This window comes from Bacillus sp. FSL K6-3176 (genome assembly GCF_038003325.1).
Classification (GTDB): Bacteria; Bacillota; Bacilli; order Bacillales; family Bacillaceae; genus Bacillus; species Bacillus altitudinis.
In genome coordinates, this window is sequence record NZ_JBBOOX010000001.1 from 931,790 (window position 1) to 950,153 (window position 18,364).

Annotated in this window: 20 protein-coding genes; 9 read left to right on the forward strand and 11 right to left on the reverse strand. The window is 39.3% G+C overall.

The window, feature by feature from the left end; translation table 11 throughout:
* Window positions 1-14: 14 nt before the first annotated feature.
* Window positions 15-1,379 (reverse strand): alkaline phosphatase, encoded by a 1,365-nt coding sequence (locus MHB38_RS04745; protein ID WP_017366922.1) that lies wholly within the window; start codon window positions 1,377-1,379, stop codon window positions 15-17.
* Between the two features lie 354 nt (window positions 1,380-1,733).
* On the opposite strand from MHB38_RS04745, the gene MHB38_RS04750 reads away from it, so the two are divergent.
* Both MHB38_RS04750 and MHB38_RS04755 read left to right on the forward strand, forming a co-directional pair.
* The gene (locus MHB38_RS04750) at window positions 1,734-2,564 is read left to right on the forward strand and encodes a C40 family peptidase (RefSeq protein WP_008348987.1); all 831 of its coding nucleotides are present in this window, start codon (window positions 1,734-1,736) and stop codon (window positions 2,562-2,564) included.
* 456 nt (window positions 2,565-3,020) lie between these two features.
* Entirely contained in the window at window positions 3,021-4,421 is a 1,401-nt protein-coding gene (locus MHB38_RS04755) for an amino acid permease (protein ID WP_017360346.1), read from the forward strand.
* A 44-nt stretch (window positions 4,422-4,465) separates the two neighbouring features.
* On the opposite strand, the gene MHB38_RS04760 is transcribed toward MHB38_RS04755, so the two are convergent.
* The 3 genes from MHB38_RS04760 to MHB38_RS04770 are packed head-to-tail and all read right to left on the reverse strand — an operon-like array spanning window position 4,466 to window position 6,286.
* Complete coding sequence (locus tag MHB38_RS04760; RefSeq protein WP_008348984.1) at window positions 4,466-4,756, reverse strand: hypothetical protein; 291 nt, start codon at window positions 4,754-4,756, stop codon at window positions 4,466-4,468.
* A complete protein-coding gene (locus MHB38_RS04765; protein ID WP_024719964.1) occupies window positions 4,744-5,802 on the reverse strand; it encodes an anti-sigma factor in 1,059 nt (352 codons plus the stop codon). Before MHB38_RS04765 ends, MHB38_RS04760 begins: the two co-directional genes overlap by 13 nt.
* Window positions 5,795-6,286 carry a sigma-70 family RNA polymerase sigma factor gene (locus MHB38_RS04770; RefSeq protein WP_008348979.1) on the reverse strand — a complete coding sequence of 164 codons (492 nt, stop codon included), beginning with the start codon at window positions 6,284-6,286 and terminating at the stop codon, window positions 5,795-5,797. The genes MHB38_RS04765 and MHB38_RS04770 overlap by 8 nt, the downstream gene beginning before the upstream one ends.
* 385 nt (window positions 6,287-6,671) lie before the next feature.
* Between MHB38_RS04770 and MHB38_RS04775 the strand changes: the two genes are divergently transcribed.
* Window positions 6,672-7,274, forward strand: a complete 603-nt coding sequence (locus MHB38_RS04775) for a lysophospholipid acyltransferase family protein (protein ID WP_017360344.1) — start codon at window positions 6,672-6,674, stop codon at window positions 7,272-7,274.
* Between the two features lie 39 nt (window positions 7,275-7,313).
* Here MHB38_RS04775 and MHB38_RS04780 read toward each other — a convergent pair whose 3' ends face one another.
* Window positions 7,314-8,645, reverse strand: a complete 1,332-nt coding sequence (locus MHB38_RS04780) for a hemolysin family protein (protein WP_007497105.1) — start codon at window positions 8,643-8,645, stop codon at window positions 7,314-7,316.
* A 58-nt stretch (window positions 8,646-8,703) separates the two neighbouring features.
* Window positions 8,704-9,144, reverse strand: a complete 441-nt coding sequence (locus MHB38_RS04785) for a MerR family transcriptional regulator (protein ID WP_076821966.1) — start codon at window positions 9,142-9,144, stop codon at window positions 8,704-8,706.
* 335 nt (window positions 9,145-9,479) lie between these two features.
* On the opposite strand from MHB38_RS04785, the gene MHB38_RS04790 reads away from it, so the two are divergent.
* Both MHB38_RS04790 and MHB38_RS04795 read left to right on the forward strand, forming a co-directional pair.
* A complete protein-coding gene (locus tag MHB38_RS04790; RefSeq protein WP_025207018.1) occupies window positions 9,480-10,862 on the forward strand; it encodes a hemolysin family protein in 1,383 nt (460 codons plus the stop codon).
* Between the two features lie 89 nt (window positions 10,863-10,951).
* A complete protein-coding gene (locus MHB38_RS04795) occupies window positions 10,952-11,344 on the forward strand; it encodes a hypothetical protein (protein WP_017360342.1) in 393 nt (130 codons plus the stop codon).
* Here the strand turns inward: MHB38_RS04795 and MHB38_RS04800 are convergent.
* From MHB38_RS04800 to MHB38_RS04810, 3 genes are read right to left on the reverse strand one after another with little or no spacing between them, the layout of a single operon-like run.
* Complete coding sequence (locus MHB38_RS04800; RefSeq protein ID WP_046527367.1) at window positions 11,341-11,706, reverse strand: CrcB family protein; 366 nt, start codon at window positions 11,704-11,706, stop codon at window positions 11,341-11,343. The two genes, MHB38_RS04795 and MHB38_RS04800, sit on opposite strands and share 4 nt — an antisense overlap.
* On the reverse strand, window positions 11,707-12,108 hold the full coding sequence (gene crcB, locus MHB38_RS04805; protein WP_017366925.1) for a fluoride efflux transporter CrcB: 402 nt from the start codon (window positions 12,106-12,108) through the stop codon (window positions 11,707-11,709). It abuts the gene before it with no gap.
* On the reverse strand, window positions 12,108-12,824 hold the full coding sequence (locus MHB38_RS04810) for a glycerophosphodiester phosphodiesterase (protein WP_025207021.1): 717 nt from the start codon (window positions 12,822-12,824) through the stop codon (window positions 12,108-12,110). Before MHB38_RS04810 ends, crcB begins: the two co-directional genes overlap by 1 nt.
* 305 nt (window positions 12,825-13,129) lie before the next feature.
* Between MHB38_RS04810 and MHB38_RS04815 the strand changes: the two genes are divergently transcribed.
* From MHB38_RS04815 to MHB38_RS04825, 3 genes are all read left to right on the forward strand, one after another.
* Complete coding sequence (locus MHB38_RS04815) at window positions 13,130-13,231, forward strand: YhdX family protein (RefSeq protein ID WP_017360338.1); 102 nt, start codon at window positions 13,130-13,132, stop codon at window positions 13,229-13,231.
* A 164-nt stretch (window positions 13,232-13,395) separates the two neighbouring features.
* The gene (locus MHB38_RS04820; protein WP_007497114.1) at window positions 13,396-14,484 is read left to right on the forward strand and encodes a mechanosensitive ion channel family protein; all 1,089 of its coding nucleotides are present in this window, start codon (window positions 13,396-13,398) and stop codon (window positions 14,482-14,484) included.
* A gap of 29 nt (window positions 14,485-14,513) precedes the next feature.
* Window positions 14,514-15,245, forward strand: a complete 732-nt coding sequence (locus MHB38_RS04825; protein WP_026050067.1) for an NAD-dependent protein deacylase — start codon at window positions 14,514-14,516, stop codon at window positions 15,243-15,245.
* A 38-nt stretch (window positions 15,246-15,283) separates the two neighbouring features.
* Here the strand turns inward: MHB38_RS04825 and MHB38_RS04830 are convergent, their stop codons facing one another.
* Complete coding sequence (locus tag MHB38_RS04830) at window positions 15,284-16,138, reverse strand: polysaccharide deacetylase family protein (protein WP_008348955.1); 855 nt, start codon at window positions 16,136-16,138, stop codon at window positions 15,284-15,286.
* A 295-nt stretch (window positions 16,139-16,433) separates the two neighbouring features.
* On the opposite strand from MHB38_RS04830, the gene dat reads away from it, so the two are divergent.
* Window positions 16,434-17,288, forward strand: coding sequence for a D-amino-acid transaminase (gene dat, locus MHB38_RS04835; RefSeq protein WP_008348952.1), 855 nt, complete (start codon window positions 16,434-16,436; stop codon window positions 17,286-17,288).
* A 210-nt stretch (window positions 17,289-17,498) separates the two neighbouring features.
* Here the strand turns inward: dat and MHB38_RS04840 are convergent, their stop codons facing one another.
* Window positions 17,499-18,005, reverse strand: a complete 507-nt coding sequence (locus tag MHB38_RS04840; RefSeq protein ID WP_017366927.1) for a universal stress protein — start codon at window positions 18,003-18,005, stop codon at window positions 17,499-17,501.
* Window positions 18,006-18,364: the final 359 nt, after the last annotated feature.

The window sequence follows — 18,364 nt, forward strand, 5'->3', positions numbered from 1 at the left end:
TTGTGATTAGCACTTTATTGGTTTTTCAGCAGTTTGAAAATGTGTTTCGCTTGATCTGTATTTTCCATAAGCCCTTTTAGCTGTTCGCTTGTTGGTCCATAAGCATAAAAAGGTACTTCATCCCCTGTATGACCCGATGTGGTCCAGCCTGTATGAGACCTCGTATTGATGACCTTTTCGATGGCATCATCAATTTGAACAGGATCTTTTGTTTCAGCTGCCTTTTGAATAGAGGCGATTTCCTCTTTTGTGAAATCAAGGTCGATGTATTGTTTGAGCGCAGTCTCGACCGTCATACCCCCTACAATTTTGTTTGCAATGAAATCAGGTGTCTTTTTTGCTGCTTTGACAGGCTGATAATCCCAGCTTCCCGAGCCGTCTGCCCCGAAGGAAAGGCCGCCAGTTGAATGATCTGCTGTCGTGATGACTAATGTGTTTTTATCCTTTTTTGCGAAACGAATGGCTTCTTCAAATGCTTTTTCAAAATCCTTCATCTCACTCATCGCACTGACAATATCGTGGTCATGTCCAGCCCAGTCAATTTGACTGCCTTCAACCATGAGGAAAAATCCTTTTTTGTTTTTAGACAGCTGTTTGATGGCTGAGGATGTCATGTCTTGCAAGGAAGGGGTCATTTTATCACGATCAATTGCTTTATCGAGACCACCGTCAGCAAAAATGCCTAACAATTTTTGCTGTTTGTTTTTTTGTAAGTCAGCTTTATTGGTTACGTAACGATAGCCTGCTTTTTGAAATTCTTTCGTCAAATCACGATCTTTGCGGACAAAATCGATCAGTCCTCCGCCAAGCATGACATCGACTGTATGCTGTTTGCCAATTTTCTCATCGAAGAAATCATCAGCAATGGCTGCTGTGTTTTTTCTAGACACATCGTGGGCGGCATACGCAGCAGGTGTCGCATTGGTTAATTCAGATGTGACGACGAGACCAGTAGACTTTCCTTTGCGTTTTGCTTCTTCTAATACTGTTTTTAGTTTTTTGCCATTTTTGTTTACACCAATGGCGTTGTTGTATGTCTTTTGACCAGTTGCCATGGCTGTCCCAGCTGCTGCTGAATCAGTAATGTTACTTTTAGAATCATCAGGGTATGTTTTATGCATGCCAGTGAGGTAAGGGTCAAACGCTGTTTGCTTGGAAAGATCACCGTTGTGTTTAAATGAGCGGTAAGTTGAAAGGTAAGGTGTTCCCATGCCATCTCCAATGAGCACGATCACATTTTGTACGTCATTTTTTGGTTTCTTTTTAGCCTCAGCTTTGTCAGCCTGTCCAAATTCAATTCCTGAAAAAATACCAATTGATAACACTGATGCGGCTGCGATTGCAGCTATTTTCGTTTTCGAGCTTTTCAACACACTCATTCATTTTGCCTCCTCATTGTTTATGTATCGCTCTCACGTTTACAATGGTAGAACAGAAGTGTGGATTCCAAATGACAGCACCGTAAAGTTCACTTTAAAATTGTAAAGGTCCACTTTACATAGAATGAACCAAAAAGAGAAATGAATGTATGATTTATCTATGACAAGATGCATTTGTTTTGTCATGATTGTGTAATAAAAATGAAATAAAAAGAACCCTAAAAAAAAATATTTTTTGCCGAATTAATAAGCATAATGTCGTAGGAAGTCAAGACTATTTCTTCTGGTATTCGATCCTTATAATAGAAAGTAGATAAAAATTCGGATCACGATAGATACATACAGGAGGAACAAATGAAAAAACAATTGATCACAGCTGCAAGTGCAGTTCTACTTGGGACGACATTATTTGCCGGAGCTGCCTCAGCACAATCAGTAAAGGTTCAAAAAGGTGACTCTCTTTCTGTTCTAGCGAAAAAATACAAAACAACCGTGAGTAAGATTAAATCAGACAATAAGTTGAAATCTAACACGATTTATGTTGGACAAACTTTAAAAGTGAATGGTACTTCTTCAAAAAAGGTAACGAAAACATCAAAAACAACAACAAAAGTAAAAGCGTCTTCAGCGACAGCCACTCATAAAGTTGTCAAAGGTGATACTTTATCTAAAATCGGCAAAAAATATGGAATGACAGTGAAAGAGCTGAAATCGTTAAATAAACTCAAAACAGACCTGATTAAAATTGGACAAAAGCTGAAAGTGAAAAAGACGTCCAAAGTGAAACCAACACCTGTCAAAGAAAAAACAGTTGCTACTTCTTCTTTAAACACGTCTAAACTCGTAGCAGATGCGAAAGCACAAAACGGTACACCATATAAATGGGGTGGAACGACACCGAAAGGCTTTGATTGCAGCGGTTTTATGTGGTATATCATTAACAAACAAACAAAGATTTCAAGACAAACAACTGAAGGTTTTTGGGGATCAATGAAAAGCGTCTCAACACCTAAAGTTGGAGATTTTGTCTTCTTTACAACCTATAAATCTGGCCCATCTCACATGGGTGTCTACCTTGGGAACAACAAGTTTATCCACGCTGCTTCTGATGGTGTGACGATCAGCGATATGACTTCAAGCTATTGGAAGCCAATTTACCTTGGCGCAAAGACATTTGTAAACTAATAATGGATCTTAAGAGACTGCTTACTAGGCAGTCTCTTTTTTTGTATATCGTTTGCGCAGCTCAATCAGTCCTTTATCATAGCTCTCTATGAGTCTAAAGGCTTTTAAATAAGCAAAAGTGAAGACAAGTTATCAAAAGAATAATTTTATTTTCACTTTATAAAAATTATATCAAAAAAGTATAATTTTGTATGTTGTATAATAAATAGAAGAAGCCAAGCTATGATTTAAATAAAGATTGAAGAAAATCTACCCTGATGATTGACAAATATTTTGTTGATAAATAAGAATTTTCACTCTATTTTGAAAAAAAGTGTTTTCATTTTTTAATTTTCATATATAATAATTTTACGCCACTAATTTATTGCGTTAAATTAAATCTAAATATTCAGAAAATAAAGTGAATTACGAAGTGGTGGCGTCTTTAGACGGATACTAAGTTTTGGGAGTGATGGTATGAGCAATTCGTTGTTTAGAAAGAAGAGCATTTCAGAGCTAATTGCGGCAACACAAGGGGAAAAAGCGTTAAGAAAGGAATTAGGTTCATTTGACTTAACGATGCTTGGTATTGGAGCGATTATCGGTACAGGGATATTTGTTCTGACAGGTACAGGCGCCGTCACAGCAGGACCAGGACTTGTTTTATCATTTGTGATTGCAGGTCTTGCATGTTTATTTGCGGCATTGTCATATGCGGAATTCGCTTCCACAGTGCCAGTATCAGGATCTGTTTATACATTTACGTACGCATCTATGGGAGAATTTTTAGCGTTTATCATTGGCTGGGATTTGATATTAGAATATATGCTAGCCGCTAGTGCCGTTTCAGCAGGCTGGTCAGGCTACTTTGTGTCGTTTTTAAATGGGATAGGGATTCATATACCAGTTGAATTAACAGCAGCACCAGGTGGTTTAAAGGGTCAAGTGACATATTTTAATCTTCCTGCATTTATTATTTTAATGATCATCACCTTCTTGCTGTACTTCGGTATTAAAGAATCAAAACGAGTCAACAACATCATGGTCATTATGAAAATTGCGGTGATTCTGCTCTTTATTTTAGTCGCTGTGAAATATGTAAAACCTGAAAACTGGACACCATTCGTTCCTTTTGGAACTTCAGGCGTGTTAAGTGCAGCAGCTCTCGTATTCTTTGCATTTATCGGATTTGATGCAGTTGCTTCTGCGGCAGAGGAAACAAAAAACCCGTCCCGCAACTTGCCAAGAGGAATCATCACTTCCTTATTGATTTGTACCGTGTTGTATGTGGTAGTCAGTGCGATCATGACAGGCATTGTTCCATTTATGAACTTTGAGGGGGTATCCCATCCAGTGTCTCTTGTTTTACAAGTAGCCGGTCAAAATTGGGTGGCGGGTATTGTAGATGTTGGGGCGATTTTAGGGATGACCACGGTCATGCTTGTCATGCTGTACGGCCAAACACGTGTCATGTTTGCCATGTCTCGTGATGGCTTGGTACCAAAGGTTCTTTCAAAGGTTCATCCAAAACATAAAACACCTTATATCAATACTCTTTTCTTTGGAACATTGTCAGCATTAATGGGTGGATTCATTCCGCTTGATGAGCTGGCAAGTCTAGTGAACATCGGAACACTTTCAGCTTTCATTTTGATTTCAGTTGCTGTCATTGTCATGAGAAAAACACAGCCTGATTTACCGAGAGCATTCAGATGCCCCGCAGTGCCGCTCATTCCGATCTTGGCTATTCTATCTTGCGGACTGCTCATTTATAAGCTTGGCACCATCACATTTGTTCGTTTCTTAATCTGGCTTACCATTGGGCTTGTTGTCTATTTCTTATATTCAAGAAAGCACTCCGAATTAAACAAAAAATAAGAGTGTACAGAAAAAGCCAGTCAAGTATGACTGGCTTTTTAGTATTAAAAACCTAATTGAAGATCGACATCAATGGAGACGATCGCATAGACACAAACGATGACAAAAATATTCAGAACGACGCCTAAAAAACCTGGTCCAGTGCGGCCTTTTTTAATGAACAGTTCAATCACACCGAATGGAACTGCGGCCATTGCAAAAGGAAGCATTTGAAACGAATAAAATGTCACATTGCTAATAATGGCGAGGTTCAGCATGAGCAGCGATAAAATAGCGGTGCCGACCGAAATCCAGCCAAACACATTATGCTCTTTAAAAATTCTTACCAATTCCATAATTCCACCTCGCTCACTTTGGCCGTTTTAATGCGTTTTGTCTTCACAAATTTCTCTATTTCTTTAGAAGGACCTGTGACAACAGAACCGTAAACCGTGACACCATTTTGATTGATGTAGCGTATTCGGTTAGAGAGGTCAAGTTCAGGTCTGCCAGAGATCGTTTTTGCCCAGGATGGATGCTGGTTGACATAGGCGAGGGCATCTTTGAACTGATCAACCTCTGTTTTTGATGTGTGCTGAAGCTCTTTTAAAAATTCAGAGTCTTTCCCGGGAAAACCGATTGGACGCTGATTTCCACTTAATGAATCTTCTGTTTTGATCGCATTCCAAAGCACTTTCATATCATATTTTTTAGCAAATGAATACACGTCTTTCGGTGTGTATGCTTTGTCATAGGATACATACACTTCACTCACTGTTCCTTCAGGTAGCTTGTCTAGAGTAGTGAGTGTTTGTTTTTTAGATGTATCTGCCTGAGACGATGGGTGCGTAAAGAAATCCTCCGTATTACGTGCGCTGTCGCCATAATAAGAGATCGTAGGCTGCTTTAATTTATCGAAAAACATTTCGATTTGTTCACTACCGATGGCTTCTGTTTTATTGCCAATTTGTTTTTGCAGCTTAAGTTCTGTGTTCATACCAAACAGTTTGACCTGCCCTTTTAAATCCTTCATATCAATGGCGACATTCGGTTTTGTTAGGGCGACTGTTACAGCGGCCGTTTCCATAAAATGATTGCCTTTACTGTCTGCTCCGCCAACGCCGTAGTATAGATAACTACCTAGTGTACAAAGCGGTAAAATAATCAGCGTAGATATAACAGCAAGCACAGAAATACGTAAATAGGACTTTCTTTTTCCGTATTGTAAAATGGCTTTTTGTTTTTCAGGACTGATGGAGAAGTCTGTCCAATCTGAGTCATTCAGTTCTTGGCTTAAGCGTTTTTCATTTTCTTCGAGCTCTTCTTCAAACGCCATCATTTCTTCTTCGTTCATCTCGCCATTATTATATTGTTCCCATCGCTTATTAAACTCTTCATTCATCATTAACACCTCTGTTATATAGTGCTTTTAGGCGCTGCCTTGCACGAAATAAAACACTTTTAAAATTTGCTTCAGTAATATTCATGACCTTGGATGCTTCTTTGTAATTCAGTTCTTTTAAATAATACAATGTCAACGCTTCCTTGTAGTTATCTGGAAGCTGCTCCAAATACATGTTGAGGACTTCTTTTATTTCAATCTGTTCAGCAGGACTTTGTACAGACGTTTGTAAAAGGCCGCCAATGAGATCATCCGATATGGTCACTTCTTTTTTATGTTTCCTGACATAATCAATAAAAGCATTTCGTGCCACCTGAAATAACCAAGGTTTCACTTTGCTATGGTCGTAGGAATGAATATGTATATAAGCACGCATAAAGGTTTCCTGCAATAAGTCTTCTGCCAAATGTTTGTCTTTTGTCATGGAGAGCAGAAACCTGTAAACATCGTTCATATACATTTGATAAATTTCATCGATCGTCACTGATTTTTCTCCCCTCTATGTTATACACGCATAAGAAAGGCATAAAGTTGCACGAAACTTCTCATAGGCCGTACATTACTCATCTCTTTCACCGAATCAAAATCATTTCTCCTTATCATAGCGAAATTTGCATCATTTATAAAGTGTTTTCAATAGAACAAATCAGGAAAAAAACTCAAAAAACGACAATTTTGGACACATTTCTTCCTCTATTCTCTCCTAAAAACACATACTTGAATACAGAAGGAGCGGTCTCTTAAGTGAAAAGATGATTTTAGTGAACCGTCTCTATTTTATCAGCAGGAGAAAATTTTTAGTACCAGGTAATAAAAAATTTGTTATAATAGAAACAAATCCTTCATTCTTCAAACAAAGGAAGTGCACTATGTATAAATTTTCAGGCTATACCGTCAAAGCATTTTTTGCTCTCCGAGGCGGAATCAAAGTATATCAAAAAGAGAATCTGCCAACAGACCGGGGGTTTGTCATTGCTTGTACGCATGAGGGTTTTGTGGATGTTCTTGCATTAGGCGCAGGAATTCTTCCGTTTGAGATCCACTACATGGCGAAAAAAGAATTGTTTGCAAATAAATGGATCGGCGGATTTTTAAAGAAGATTCATGCTTTTCCAGTTGATCGAGAGAATCCTGGGCCAAGCAGTATTAAAACGCCCATTAAATTATTAAAAGAGGGGAAAATCGTTGGGATTTTTCCAAGCGGAACACGTACAACAGAAGATGTTCCTTTAAAAAGAGGGGCCGTTACGATTGCGCAGCTCGGCAAATCACCAATCGTACCAGCAGCGTACAAAGGACCTTCTAATGCAAAAAGCCTTTTTAAGAAGGGGAAAATGCGCTTAATCATTGGTGAACCGATTGAGCTGTCTGAATTTGATCATCTGCCGCCAAAAGAAAGATTAGGTGCGATGACAGAAGTATTAAACACAAGAATCAAAGAACTTGAAGCTAAGTTAATCGAAAAGGGATAAAGAAAACGACCACTTGCTAAGGCAAGGGTCGTTTTTTTCTTAAGAAGCGCCTTCTTCAGCTGCTTCTAATAGTTGTTCGTTTAGTTTTTTGACTTCGATGTATGCCACATGGTGTCCATCGACTTCATTAATGATAAATTCATAGCCTTGTTCACGAATCGCGTCATTTTTCTCGACTTCATATTTTTGTGTAAGGAACCAGCCGCCGATTGTGTCGACTTCTTCGTTATCAAGCTGAATACCTAGTAGCAGGTTAACTTGATCTACAAGGACCTTTCCATCAAAGATATAGTGGTCTTCTCCCAGTTTACGCACTTCGTTGATTTCATCAATATCGAATTCATCACGAATCTCACCGACGATTTCTTCAAGGATGTCTTCAACTGTTACAAGTCCTGCTGTACCGCCATATTCATCTGATAAAATGGCCATGTGTACACGCTCACGCTGCATTTTAAGCAGTAGATCATGAACAGGAACTGTTTCAATTACATGAATAATCGGGTTTACAAAATGTTCGATCGTATCACTTGTGGAACATTCACCACTAATACATGCAGTGAGTACTTCTTTAATATTCACAACACCGATGATGTTGTCTTTATCGCCATCTTCAATTGGATAACGTGTATATTTCTCGACCTTGGTCACTTTCAGCATTTCCTCAATGGTAATATCATGAGGGAAGCTGACAACTTCGGTACGAGGAATCATAATTTCTTTCGCCAGACGGTCATCAAATTCAAAAATTTTATTTACATATTTGAATTCAGACTGGTTAATCTCGCCGCTCTTATAGCTCTCAGATAAAATAATCCGCAATTCTTCTTCAGAGTGCGCCATGTCATGCTCAGATACTTGCTGAAGACCAAACGCTTTTGTTAATAAACGAGCAGATCCATTTAATACCCAGATAAAAGGGAACATCACTTTGTAAAAAATCATAAGCGGTCTAGCAAATAGAAGGGACACTTGCTCAGCCTTTTGAATGGCGAGTGTTTTTGGTGCAAGCTCTCCAACCACGACGTGTAAAAACGTCATAATACTAAACGCAATAATAAAAGTGACAATATGACTGGCTGATTGAGGAATCGACAGCTCTACAAATAGTGGAGCAAGCATGTGCGCAATTGTTTCTTCCCCTAACCAACCAATCCCAAGGGCGGTAATGGTAATACCGAGCTGACAGGCCGACAGATACTCATCAAGGTGAGTCGTGACGTGCTTGACAGCAACTGCTGTTTTATTACCTTCTGCAATTAATTGATCAATTCTTGAGCTTCTTAAGCGAATGATCGCAAACTCCGATGCAACGAAAAACGCGGTTAAAGCTATAAGTAAAGCAACTATGAGTAAATTCACTATGTCCAATTAAGGCCTTCGTTCTGACTTTGAGAACGAAGGTAACACCTCCTGTTTAGTAAAAATTTTAACTTAACAGCAGTAAAAATGATTGGACAGCCGTCATTTTTTCAGGAGTAAGCTGCTCTTTTAGTTTTTCACGTTGTTCTGGCTGAAGCTGCTTACAACGTGCCAAAATGCGGTCCATATGCTCATTCATCCGATCGATATCAGAGGTTAAATGGACAAGTTCGTCATGTTCTTCCTTTTGAGAAGGGAATTGTTCATCTAATCTGGATTTGATGTCAGAAAGAGCCAATCTCTGCTGTTTGCAAAGAACGATTAATTGTAATCGTTTTAAAGCATGTTCATCGTAATAACGATAATTAGAGCAAGATCTAACAGGCGCAAGCAACCCTAGATTCGTATAATAATCTACAGTTCGTTTCGTCACCTGTGCAATCTGTGCTAGTTCACCAATACGATACTTTTTCTCAGCCCCATCTGAACATCTCCTCCTAACCGTCACGTTATAGTTTATGAAAATAGTTTAATATAATTCGAGTCTGAAATACAAGATAATTGTTCAGATTTCCTGCCAATATGAAGAAACAAAGGGCATTTCCATCAATTTAGGTTGTCATCTCTAAAATACTGTAGCGATACAGGAATTTTCAGATTATTTATGGTAAGATAAAATGAATACCGTTTCATATATATGTAGAGAGACGGATTTTACGTGAACCGGAGGTGGTTAAGTGGGGCCCTCAAAGTAGTCTTATTTAATCAGTTAACCGTTTTGCAAAAGACAACATCATCAATCAGGAGGTGACTCCTTGTTCTTCTAAGAAAGAGCAAGGTTAAATGGACGATATTGTTAATCTGAGTATAGTCGGAGTTTTGATTGCTTTAACAGCTTTCTTTGTTGCATCTGAATTTGCCATTGTAAAGGTGAGAAGTTCAAGAATTAATCAGCTTGTTGCCGAAGGGTCCAAAAAGGCTATCATGGCGAAAAAGGTGACATCAAGGCTAGATGAATATTTGTCAGCCTGCCAGCTTGGTATTACAGTGACATCCCTTGGTTTAGGGTGGATCGGTAAACCGGCAGTAAAAGAACTTTTAGTTCGAGGTTTTGGTTTGACAAACATTCCTGATTCAGCAATCAGCCTGATCTCAGCAACACTTGCGTTCTCTATTATTACCTTTTTGCATGTAGTTGTTGGCGAGCTTGCACCAAAAACACTTGCCATACAAAAGGCAGAAAAAATGACGCTTTGGCTGTCAGGACCGCTGCATGCATTTTATATCCTTATGTACCCTTTCATTTATGTGTTGAACGGGTCAGCCCGTGTACTAACGAAAATGATGGGTATCGATATGGGGTCTGAAAAAGAACATTCCCATTCCGAAGAGGAATTAAAGATTTTATTATCTGAAAGCTTAAAAAATGGGGAAATCAACTCATCAGAGTATAATTATATGAACAAGATATTCGATTTTGATAATCGAATCGCAAGAGAAATTATGATACCGCGAAGAGAAATTTGTGCGATTCCAGAAGATATGCCGTTAGACGAAATACTGGCGATCATGACAAAGGAAAAGTACACACGCTTCCCCGTGTTTTCAGGGGATAAAGACCATGTCATTGGCATGCTCAACAAAAAGCAGCTCTTTGCAGATATTGTGTATCTAGGAGAAAAAGATCAACTGAAGCTTCAAGATTATATTTATCCAGTGATTGAAGTGATTGACACGATTCCAATTCAAGAGCTTCTCGTCAAGATGCAGCGCGATCGAATGCATATGGCGATTTTAACGGATGAATATGGCGGGACATCTGGACTTGTCACAACGGAGGATATTTTAGAAGAGATTGTTGGAGACATTCGAGATGAATTCGATGAAGATGAGCAGCCGGTCATTCAAAAGAGAGCGGAGCATCATTATATATTAGATGGAAAAGTGAGATTAGAGGAAGTTCAAGATTTGATCGAAATGTCATATCATGATGAAGAAATTGATACGATAGGCGGGCTAATCTTAAATGAGAACATTGATATCCGAGAAGGACAATCCATTTACCTTGATGATATTCGGATGAAGGTCTTGGAGATGGATGGACGCTATGTGAAAAAGATCGACCTGAAAAAAGGCGTCACATCATCAGAAAAAGAAAATACACGCACAGGGCTTGATATAAAAGAGCCGCTGTTAGTAAATGAAATGACCTTGAGCGAAAAATAAGCTCAAGGTTTTTTTAGGTATTTAGCCTCTTTTTTGAGAATATATGTTCGTATATAATAAGAACAAACGTTCGTAAAAGGGGGATGGACATGCTCTGGTATGAAACAGCAAGTATCACGGAGAAAAAAACCTCAATGAAACGTATTGAGTTTCATTTAAAAAATTTCAAGAACTATCAAGCAGCCATTTTAAATATTGAAAGACAGCTTGAAAAACGAAGTTCTCTCCAACATCATCATATGGCACGTCAAAAATTAGAAGAGCAGAAAAGTCAGTATGAACTGATTGTTGCTTGTATTGAAACGGCTTTAAAAGAATTGGATGAAATAGAGCAGCAGCTCATTGATTATAAGTATTTTCGAGATTGGCGCATGGCAAAATGTGCAATCGAAATCGGCTATAGTGAGAAGACACTATTTTTAATGAAGCGACAGCTGATGGATCAACTGCTCATCAGCCTAGCTGCCATCACAGATATTTAAAACAGAAGTTGTCCTATTTGATAAAACGCCGCAAAAAGGCATAAAGAGCCGATAATTGTCACAAGTAAATAGGCAGCAAGCTTTCCTATTTGACGCTGCATCAGCATCGTCGCAGATTCTACACTAAACGTAGAGAATGTGGTAAAGCCGCCAAAAAAACCGGTTCCTATGATCACTAGCAGTGGATGATTGGACGTTAAAGCTCCTGTGAGAAAACCCAAACCGGCTGCACCTAATAAATTAATGAAAATAATACTGTACGGGAAAAGGGCATGGGATGGAGTTTTCTGGATTGTTTGGCTGATGAAGAAACGACATGCACTACCGATCCCTCCAGCTACAGCTGTACAAAAAACAATCATTTATCTGCTTCCTTTCTGCTGCTTATTTTGATGAAAGAGCCGTTCAGCAAGGATCAGGCCAGCTAAAGCAGCGGCTACTCCAGCAATGACTGAGAGCAGGATGTACATCATACTTAAATTGAACTGCCCTGCCTGTAACAGAAGAACTGTCTCTTTAGAAAAGGTGGACATGGTCGTAAACCCGCCGCAAAAACCTGTTCCAATCAAAGCTGCAAGATCTTTTTTTCCTTTCTGAAATAGAAAGTATCCTGTCGCAAAACCAAGAAGCAGGCTGCCGGAAATATTTTCAATCATCGTTGCATAGGGGAATGTCTGGCTGATGACAGTTTGACTTAGTTCATATCTGCAAAGTGTACCAATCAATCCACCGATAAAAACGGCGAAATAAGTTTTCATCTGCATCATTTCTCCTTTTGAAAAAATAGCGGGTTATCGGTTACCACACCATCAATTGGATATTTTTTGATTCGATCCGCTGTTTTTTGATCTTTTACAGTCCATATAAACACATCCATCCCGAATGTGTGGATGCGGTCTATCCACCATCTATTGATCATCGTTTTCTTCATATTAAGACAATTTGCAAACGAGCTGTATGTCGTTAACTTTCGTTTCGTTAGTTTAAATGCATCAGGCTTTATAATCAAAGCTGTGCGAAGAGAAGGGGCGAATGCTTTGATTCTTTGCAGTGCATGAACATCAAAAGATTGAATCATTATATGACGAGAATAGGCAAACCGATTGATGATGCGGGCAACGGCCTTTTCGATTCCTATCTGCCGTTTTGGGTGTTTGATCTCGATCAATATCCCAATCCGCTGACTGTATCTTTCAAGAATTTCTTGTAATGTTGGAATTCGTTCATTCGTATACTGGTGGTCAAACCAGCTTCCTGCGTCCAATTTTTTCAACTGATCAAGTGTATAGCTTTTGACTAAACCGTTTCCGTTCGTCGTTCGATCAACGGTATCATCATGGATGACGACGACGTGCTGATCCATTGTCATTTGTACGTCTAATTCAATATAATCTGCTCCTTGCTCGACAGCTACATCAAACGCAGCGATTGTATTTTCTGGGGCTGCGCTTGATGACCCTCTATGTGCGATAATATACACTTGCTCCAGCTCCCTGACATAAGTTCTGGTCTTATCATATCAAATGCTTTGTTGGTTTTCCTTCTTTACTATATGGAGAAGAAGAGCGCCGTATTATCATGGAACCTCAGTACTGAAAAAGCTTGATGTATCATTTTGAAAAGTTTACAGGAATAGAGCAAGCTTTGATTGAGTAAACCTGAATTACATCAATTTTTCTTCGATCAATTTTGTCCAAATCGTCAGCGTTCGTCAAAATATTAGTGCTTTCGTCATGTTGACTGAAAATTCTGATGTTTTATAATGATGAAAAGGAGGCGAGATGATTGGGTAAAGGGAGAATTAGAGTGGAAGAACGTATTAAGGCCGAAACGGATGCTGAAATGTTTAAAGCGACTCTCCTTGATCAGGCTCAGAAGAAAAAGTAGTTTGCTGCCCGTCGATATGTCTCAAGCCAAAATTTCATAATTGAACATCATGCCTCGGGATAGGTCCCGAGGCTTTTTATATAGAGGTCAGACATTTAAGAGAGGACATAAACGAAGGTTATATTATAAACTAGAGAGGATTGTTTTAAAGGAGAGAGACAGAGATGTTTACACAAAAATGGATGGATACATATTTTACAGTCGATATTGCGATCCAAATAGGCATTAGCCTTTGTATTTTATTGCTTTTTTTATTACTTCGAAAAGTATTTACGAAATACTTGTTTCACCTGCTCTTTAAGCTGACAAATCGGTCTAAAACCGAAGTCATTAACCAAATTGTCGTGGCGTTTGAAAAACCTGCGAGACTGTTTTTTGTGGCACTAGGTTTATATTTTGCGTTAAGACAAGCCCCATACTTTGAGCACCATATGGATGTTATTGTCAAATTGTATAGATCTTCTATTATTTTGATGCTGACGTGGGGACTTTGTAATCTAACCGCAGCTTCTTCTTTCTTATTTCAAAAAGTGAATTCAAAATTTGAATTAGAGATGGATGATATTTTAGCGCCATTTTTATCAAAGGTTCTTCGTTTTATTATTATTGCACTGAGTATTAGCGTCATTGCACAAGAGTTTAATTATGATGTGAACGGACTTGTGGCAGGGCTTGGTCTAGGTGGTCTTGCTTTTGCGCTCGCTGCGCAGGATACAGTGGCAAACTTTTTTGGAGGAATTGTGATTATTACAGAGAAGCCTTTTACAATGGGCGATTTTGTAGAGACTCCAAGTGTACTTGGAACTGTAGAGGACATTACCTTCCGAAGCACAAAATTTAGAACACCTGCTGAAGCGGTGGTGACCGTGCCAAATTCGACCCTTTCAAAGGAGCCGATCACAAATTGGACGAGAATGAATAAACGTCAAATTACGTTCTCCGTTCGCGTATCTTACAATACACCGAAAGAAAACATTGATAAGTGCATCAAACGTCTGAAGCAAATGCTTTATGAGCATGATGGGGTTCATAAGGAAACGATTATGGTGAATCTCGATGTGCTGGCAGACAGCTATTTAAATTTATTCTTTAACTTTTATACAAACACAACCGCTTGGTCTGAAAACCTGGATATTAAGCAGGATATTAACTATCGCATTATTGATATTTTCCATGAAGAAGGGGTAGAATTTGCTTTCCCTGGACAGACCATTTATATGAAACAAAAAGGTGAGAAACAGCTCGGTGAATAAAGGAGGAATGGTGGTTGGATCAAACAAAAGTGGCAGCGCTAAGAGAGAGATTATCAAAGGCCTCACATATTACGGTCCTTTCAGGTGCTGGGATGAGCACAGAATCGGGAATTCCCGATTTTAGATCAACGGGTGGACTATGGACAGAAGATACCTCTCGCATGGAGGCAATGAGCCGGTCTTACTTTTTATCACATCCTCATCAATTTTGGCCGAAATTCAAAGAATTGTTTCAAATGAAGATGAGTGGAGAGTACGAGCCAAACGCTGGACATGCTTTTTTAGCCAATTTAGAAAAGCAAGGAAAACGCGTGGATATTTTCACGCAAAATATCGATGGTCTGCATAAAAAAGCGGGAAGCCAGCATGTGTATGAACTGCATGGTTCCATTCAAACAGCTACATGTCCATCATGCGGGTCAACATACGAACTGCCTTATTTATTACAAGAAGAGGTGCCGGTTTGTGAGCGGATTTCATCAGACGGCCGCACATGTGGACGAGTACTTAAAACAGATGTTGTCCTTTTTGGAGACATGGTGAAGCACTTTGATCAAGTGGAGAAATCGCTCCAGCAAACGGACATGCTGCTCGTCATGGGAACTTCCTTAGAAGTGGCACCAGCACGATATATTCCAGAAGATGCTGCTCATCATCCTTCCATCTTTAAGGTCATGATGAATTTAAGTGAAACGGAATTCGATCCGCTGTTTGATCTTGTCTTTCACGAACGAATTGGCGAGCTTGTGAATGCTTTATAAATCATAAAAAACCCGCATCCAACAGGTGCGGGTTTTCTTTATTGCTGTAGTGGCTTCATTGTTTCATCAAGGACTTCAAACGTGTAGCCCTTCGCCTTTAATTGTGTGATCAGACTGTTTAAGTATTTTGCGGTAGCTGGTTGATCATGCATTAAGATGATTTTTGGCTCTTTCGGGTACTTGGTTTCAAGCACTTGCAGCTGATTTAATACTTCTGGTACATATTTTGAGCTTTTATATTTCCAGTCAAGACTGTCAATGGTCCAGTCCCAGTATACAAAGCCTTTTTGTTTTAAACGTGTTTTTTGCTGGTCTGTTAAGTTTGGAGAACTGCCATAAGGTGTTCTCACAAGATGTGTATATTCACCAGTAACAGAAGCCAATATACGTTGATCTTCTTTCATCTCATTTACAGGAGAATCACTTTTTTGATAAAAGCGTTTCACATCATGCGTGATGCCATGAAGTCCTAATTGATGACCTTCTTGATGAAGTCTTTTCACAGCTGTTGGGTGTTCTTTGATTTGCGGCCCGAGCATAAAGAATGTGGCCTTCACTTGCTGTGATTTTAGCACATCTAACAGCTGATTTGATGTAGCAGAAGGGCCATCATCAAAGGTCAAAAAGATCGTTTGATCCGTTACATGTTTGTTTGGATTGATCTTAAAATGTGCATCTAATGTTTTTGGCGAATCATCTTTTGCTTTCAGACTTGTACTTGTGTCTCGAAATGGACTGCTCGCAGACACTTCATTCGGTTGATCTGCTGCCTGCATATTGGTTTTAGATATATCCCAAATGAAAAAAAGGATCAATGTCAGAATGACTAGACCAATTGCCTTTGAGAGCAGCATCGTGTTTGAAGGTGTCTGTTTTTTCGTAACCCGTTGCATTACAATCGCTCCAATAAATCAGTAGTTTGTGTCGAATCATGTAGTGGATTCTGTCTTTTTTCGCTGTTTTTTGTCGTGCTCATATGGAGTAAGTATACAGGAAAAAAGAGCCTATGAATATAGAAGATGCTAAAAAATTGGAATCTTTTTGGTTATGAATCTATATTTGTTACAATAGAAGGTTATCCAGTCAAATGGATATGAAATAATTCTGAATAATCATTGAAACGTTTACATTTATCCGCTAAGATAGCATCAGATTCAACCATTAAGCAAAGCGAAGGGGAGATTCCATATGAAAGTATTGTACAATGGGGATTTTATTGAAAAAAAAGATGCACATGTTGATATTGAAGACAGAGGCTATCAATTTGGCGACGGAGTCTATGAGGTCATCCGCGTATATAATGGAACTTTGTTTACATTAAAAGAGCATACTGAGCGTCTATTCAAGAGTGCAAAGGAAATCGGCATTCATCTGCAAGGTACAGTATCCGATATGGAAGAGAATTTGAAGAAGCTAGTCGCAGATAATCAAGTGATTGATGGCGGCGTGTATATTCAAGTCACGCGAGGCGTCGCACCTCGTAAACATCAATATGGTGCACTTACCCCTCAGATTACGGCATATACATTTCAAGTGAAAAAGCCTATTCAAGAGCAGACAGCTGGTGCGAAAGCTCTATTGTCTGAAGATCTTCGCTGGTTAAGATGTGATATTAAAAGCTTAAACCTTTTATATAACGTCATGGAAAAGCAGAAAGCGTCTGAAGCTGGTGCGTTTGAAGCGATTTTAATAAGAGACGGCTTTGTGACAGAGGGAACGTCCTCGAATGTGTATGCCGTCATTGACGGTGTCATTCGTACACACCCAGCAAATAACCTGATTTTAAACGGCATTACACGTAGAAAGCTGCTAGAGGTTTGTCAGGAAGAAGGATGTCGTGTGGAAGAAACCCGCATGAGTAAAGACGAACTTTTGCATGCGCAGGAAATTTTCATTAGTTCAACGACAGCTGAAGTGATTCCAATTGTAGAGATAGATGGTCAGCCAGTTGGGGAAGGTGTTCCAGGGGAGATCACGAAGCGTGTACAGGAAGGGTTCCAGAAAAAAATTAAGCATGAAAGCGAAGCATCTATTTCTTCGTAAAAGGAAAAAGGCTGTAAACCAATGTTTACAGCCTTTCAGCGTGTAGACAAACCCTCGCATTCGGTGTCAGTCCTGCGTGCTGGTGCTCACGAATGTCAAATTCGCTCCGCGCCAGTACTCGTCCTTCCTAGGGCTGCAAAGGTTTTCTATCACGCTGAAAAGAAGACAAAGGGCTAAAATAAAGTTCATTTTAGCCTTTTGTGATGACATTTATTTCACGATCAGTACAGGTATATCTGATTTGGACGATAACTTTTCACTCACACTGCCAAAGAGCATTTTTTTCAATCTGCTTTGGTCACGTGCTCCCATGACGATGAGGTCTGCTGAAATCTCTTCAGCGTATTCGATAATCGCTTCTGCAGGCTCCCCTTCAACAATTTCAATTGCAGCTTCAAACTGCTCTTCATTTAACAGCATTCTTGCTTCTGCAACGACCTCTTCTGTATGATCTTCAAAAATCAAGGGACTTTGCTGTTCATCATGAGGTACATACACAGGGGGTGTTTGAAGGTCTGCCATGCCGCCTCCGATATAAGCGCCGCCAGTCATTGGGCGAGGTGCATCAAACACCTGTCTGCTGGATTTCCCATCATGAGCGTAGGCAACGGTTAGCTTGGCATGCAACGTTTTGGCTAAAGCGATTGCCTTCTTTAATGCTTTCTTACTGTCTTCATGTCCATCAAACGCAACGACCATCCGATCAGCTTGAAACAATGTCCTCATTCCTTTCAAAAGGAGTCTATACGTTCATGGTATACCCGATATCTGAAAAAGATACACATAAAGGGTGTGAACTTTTTGTTAGAAAATTTCATTTATTGAAAAATATTTATTGACAAAATAGTGACAGCCACTATAAGATAAAAAAAGATTCAAGAGCCAAAAGGAGGAAATGTCATGTGCAACATCATTGGAAGAATGAAATCAAACTGCATGAATGGGTTGATTCACGTGACAATTACACCTTCATTGGTCATTGAAAAGGGACTCGTATGTTCCAATTGATCGGATGAATCAAGGCGTATGTTGCGTATTTGTCAACATGCGCCTTTTTATCATGTATAAAAGAGGCG

Bases quoted from the DNA above. Each gene is read 5' to 3' on its own strand.
- MHB38_RS04830 (WP_008348955.1), bottom strand. From the start codon at position 16,138: ATGCAACGGGTTACGAAAAAACAGACACCTTCAAACACGATGCTGCTC.
- MHB38_RS04760 (WP_008348984.1), bottom strand. From the start codon at position 4,756: ATGGAATTGGTAAGAATTTTTAAAGAGCATAATGTGTTTGGCTGGATT.
- MHB38_RS04790 (WP_025207018.1), top strand. From the start codon at position 9,480: ATGGACGATATTGTTAATCTGAGTATAGTCGGAGTTTTGATTGCTTTA.
- MHB38_RS04745 (WP_017366922.1), bottom strand. From the start codon at position 1,379: ATGAGTGTGTTGAAAAGCTCGAAAACGAAAATAGCTGCAATCGCAGCC.
- dat (WP_008348952.1), top strand. From the start codon at position 16,434: ATGAAAGTATTGTACAATGGGGATTTTATTGAAAAAAAAGATGCACAT.
- MHB38_RS04820 (WP_007497114.1), top strand. From the start codon at position 13,396: ATGTTTACACAAAAATGGATGGATACATATTTTACAGTCGATATTGCG.
- MHB38_RS04795 (WP_017360342.1), top strand. From the start codon at position 10,952: ATGCTCTGGTATGAAACAGCAAGTATCACGGAGAAAAAAACCTCAATG.
- MHB38_RS04765 (WP_024719964.1), bottom strand. From the start codon at position 5,802: ATGAATGAAGAGTTTAATAAGCGATGGGAACAATATAATAATGGCGAG.
- MHB38_RS04775 (WP_017360344.1), top strand. From the start codon at position 6,672: ATGTATAAATTTTCAGGCTATACCGTCAAAGCATTTTTTGCTCTCCGA.
- MHB38_RS04800 (WP_046527367.1), bottom strand. From the start codon at position 11,706: ATGATTGTTTTTTGTACAGCTGTAGCTGGAGGGATCGGTAGTGCATGT.
- MHB38_RS04750 (WP_008348987.1), top strand. From the start codon at position 1,734: ATGAAAAAACAATTGATCACAGCTGCAAGTGCAGTTCTACTTGGGACG.
- MHB38_RS04755 (WP_017360346.1), top strand. From the start codon at position 3,021: ATGAGCAATTCGTTGTTTAGAAAGAAGAGCATTTCAGAGCTAATTGCG.
- crcB (WP_017366925.1), bottom strand. From the start codon at position 12,108: ATGCAGATGAAAACTTATTTCGCCGTTTTTATCGGTGGATTGATTGGT.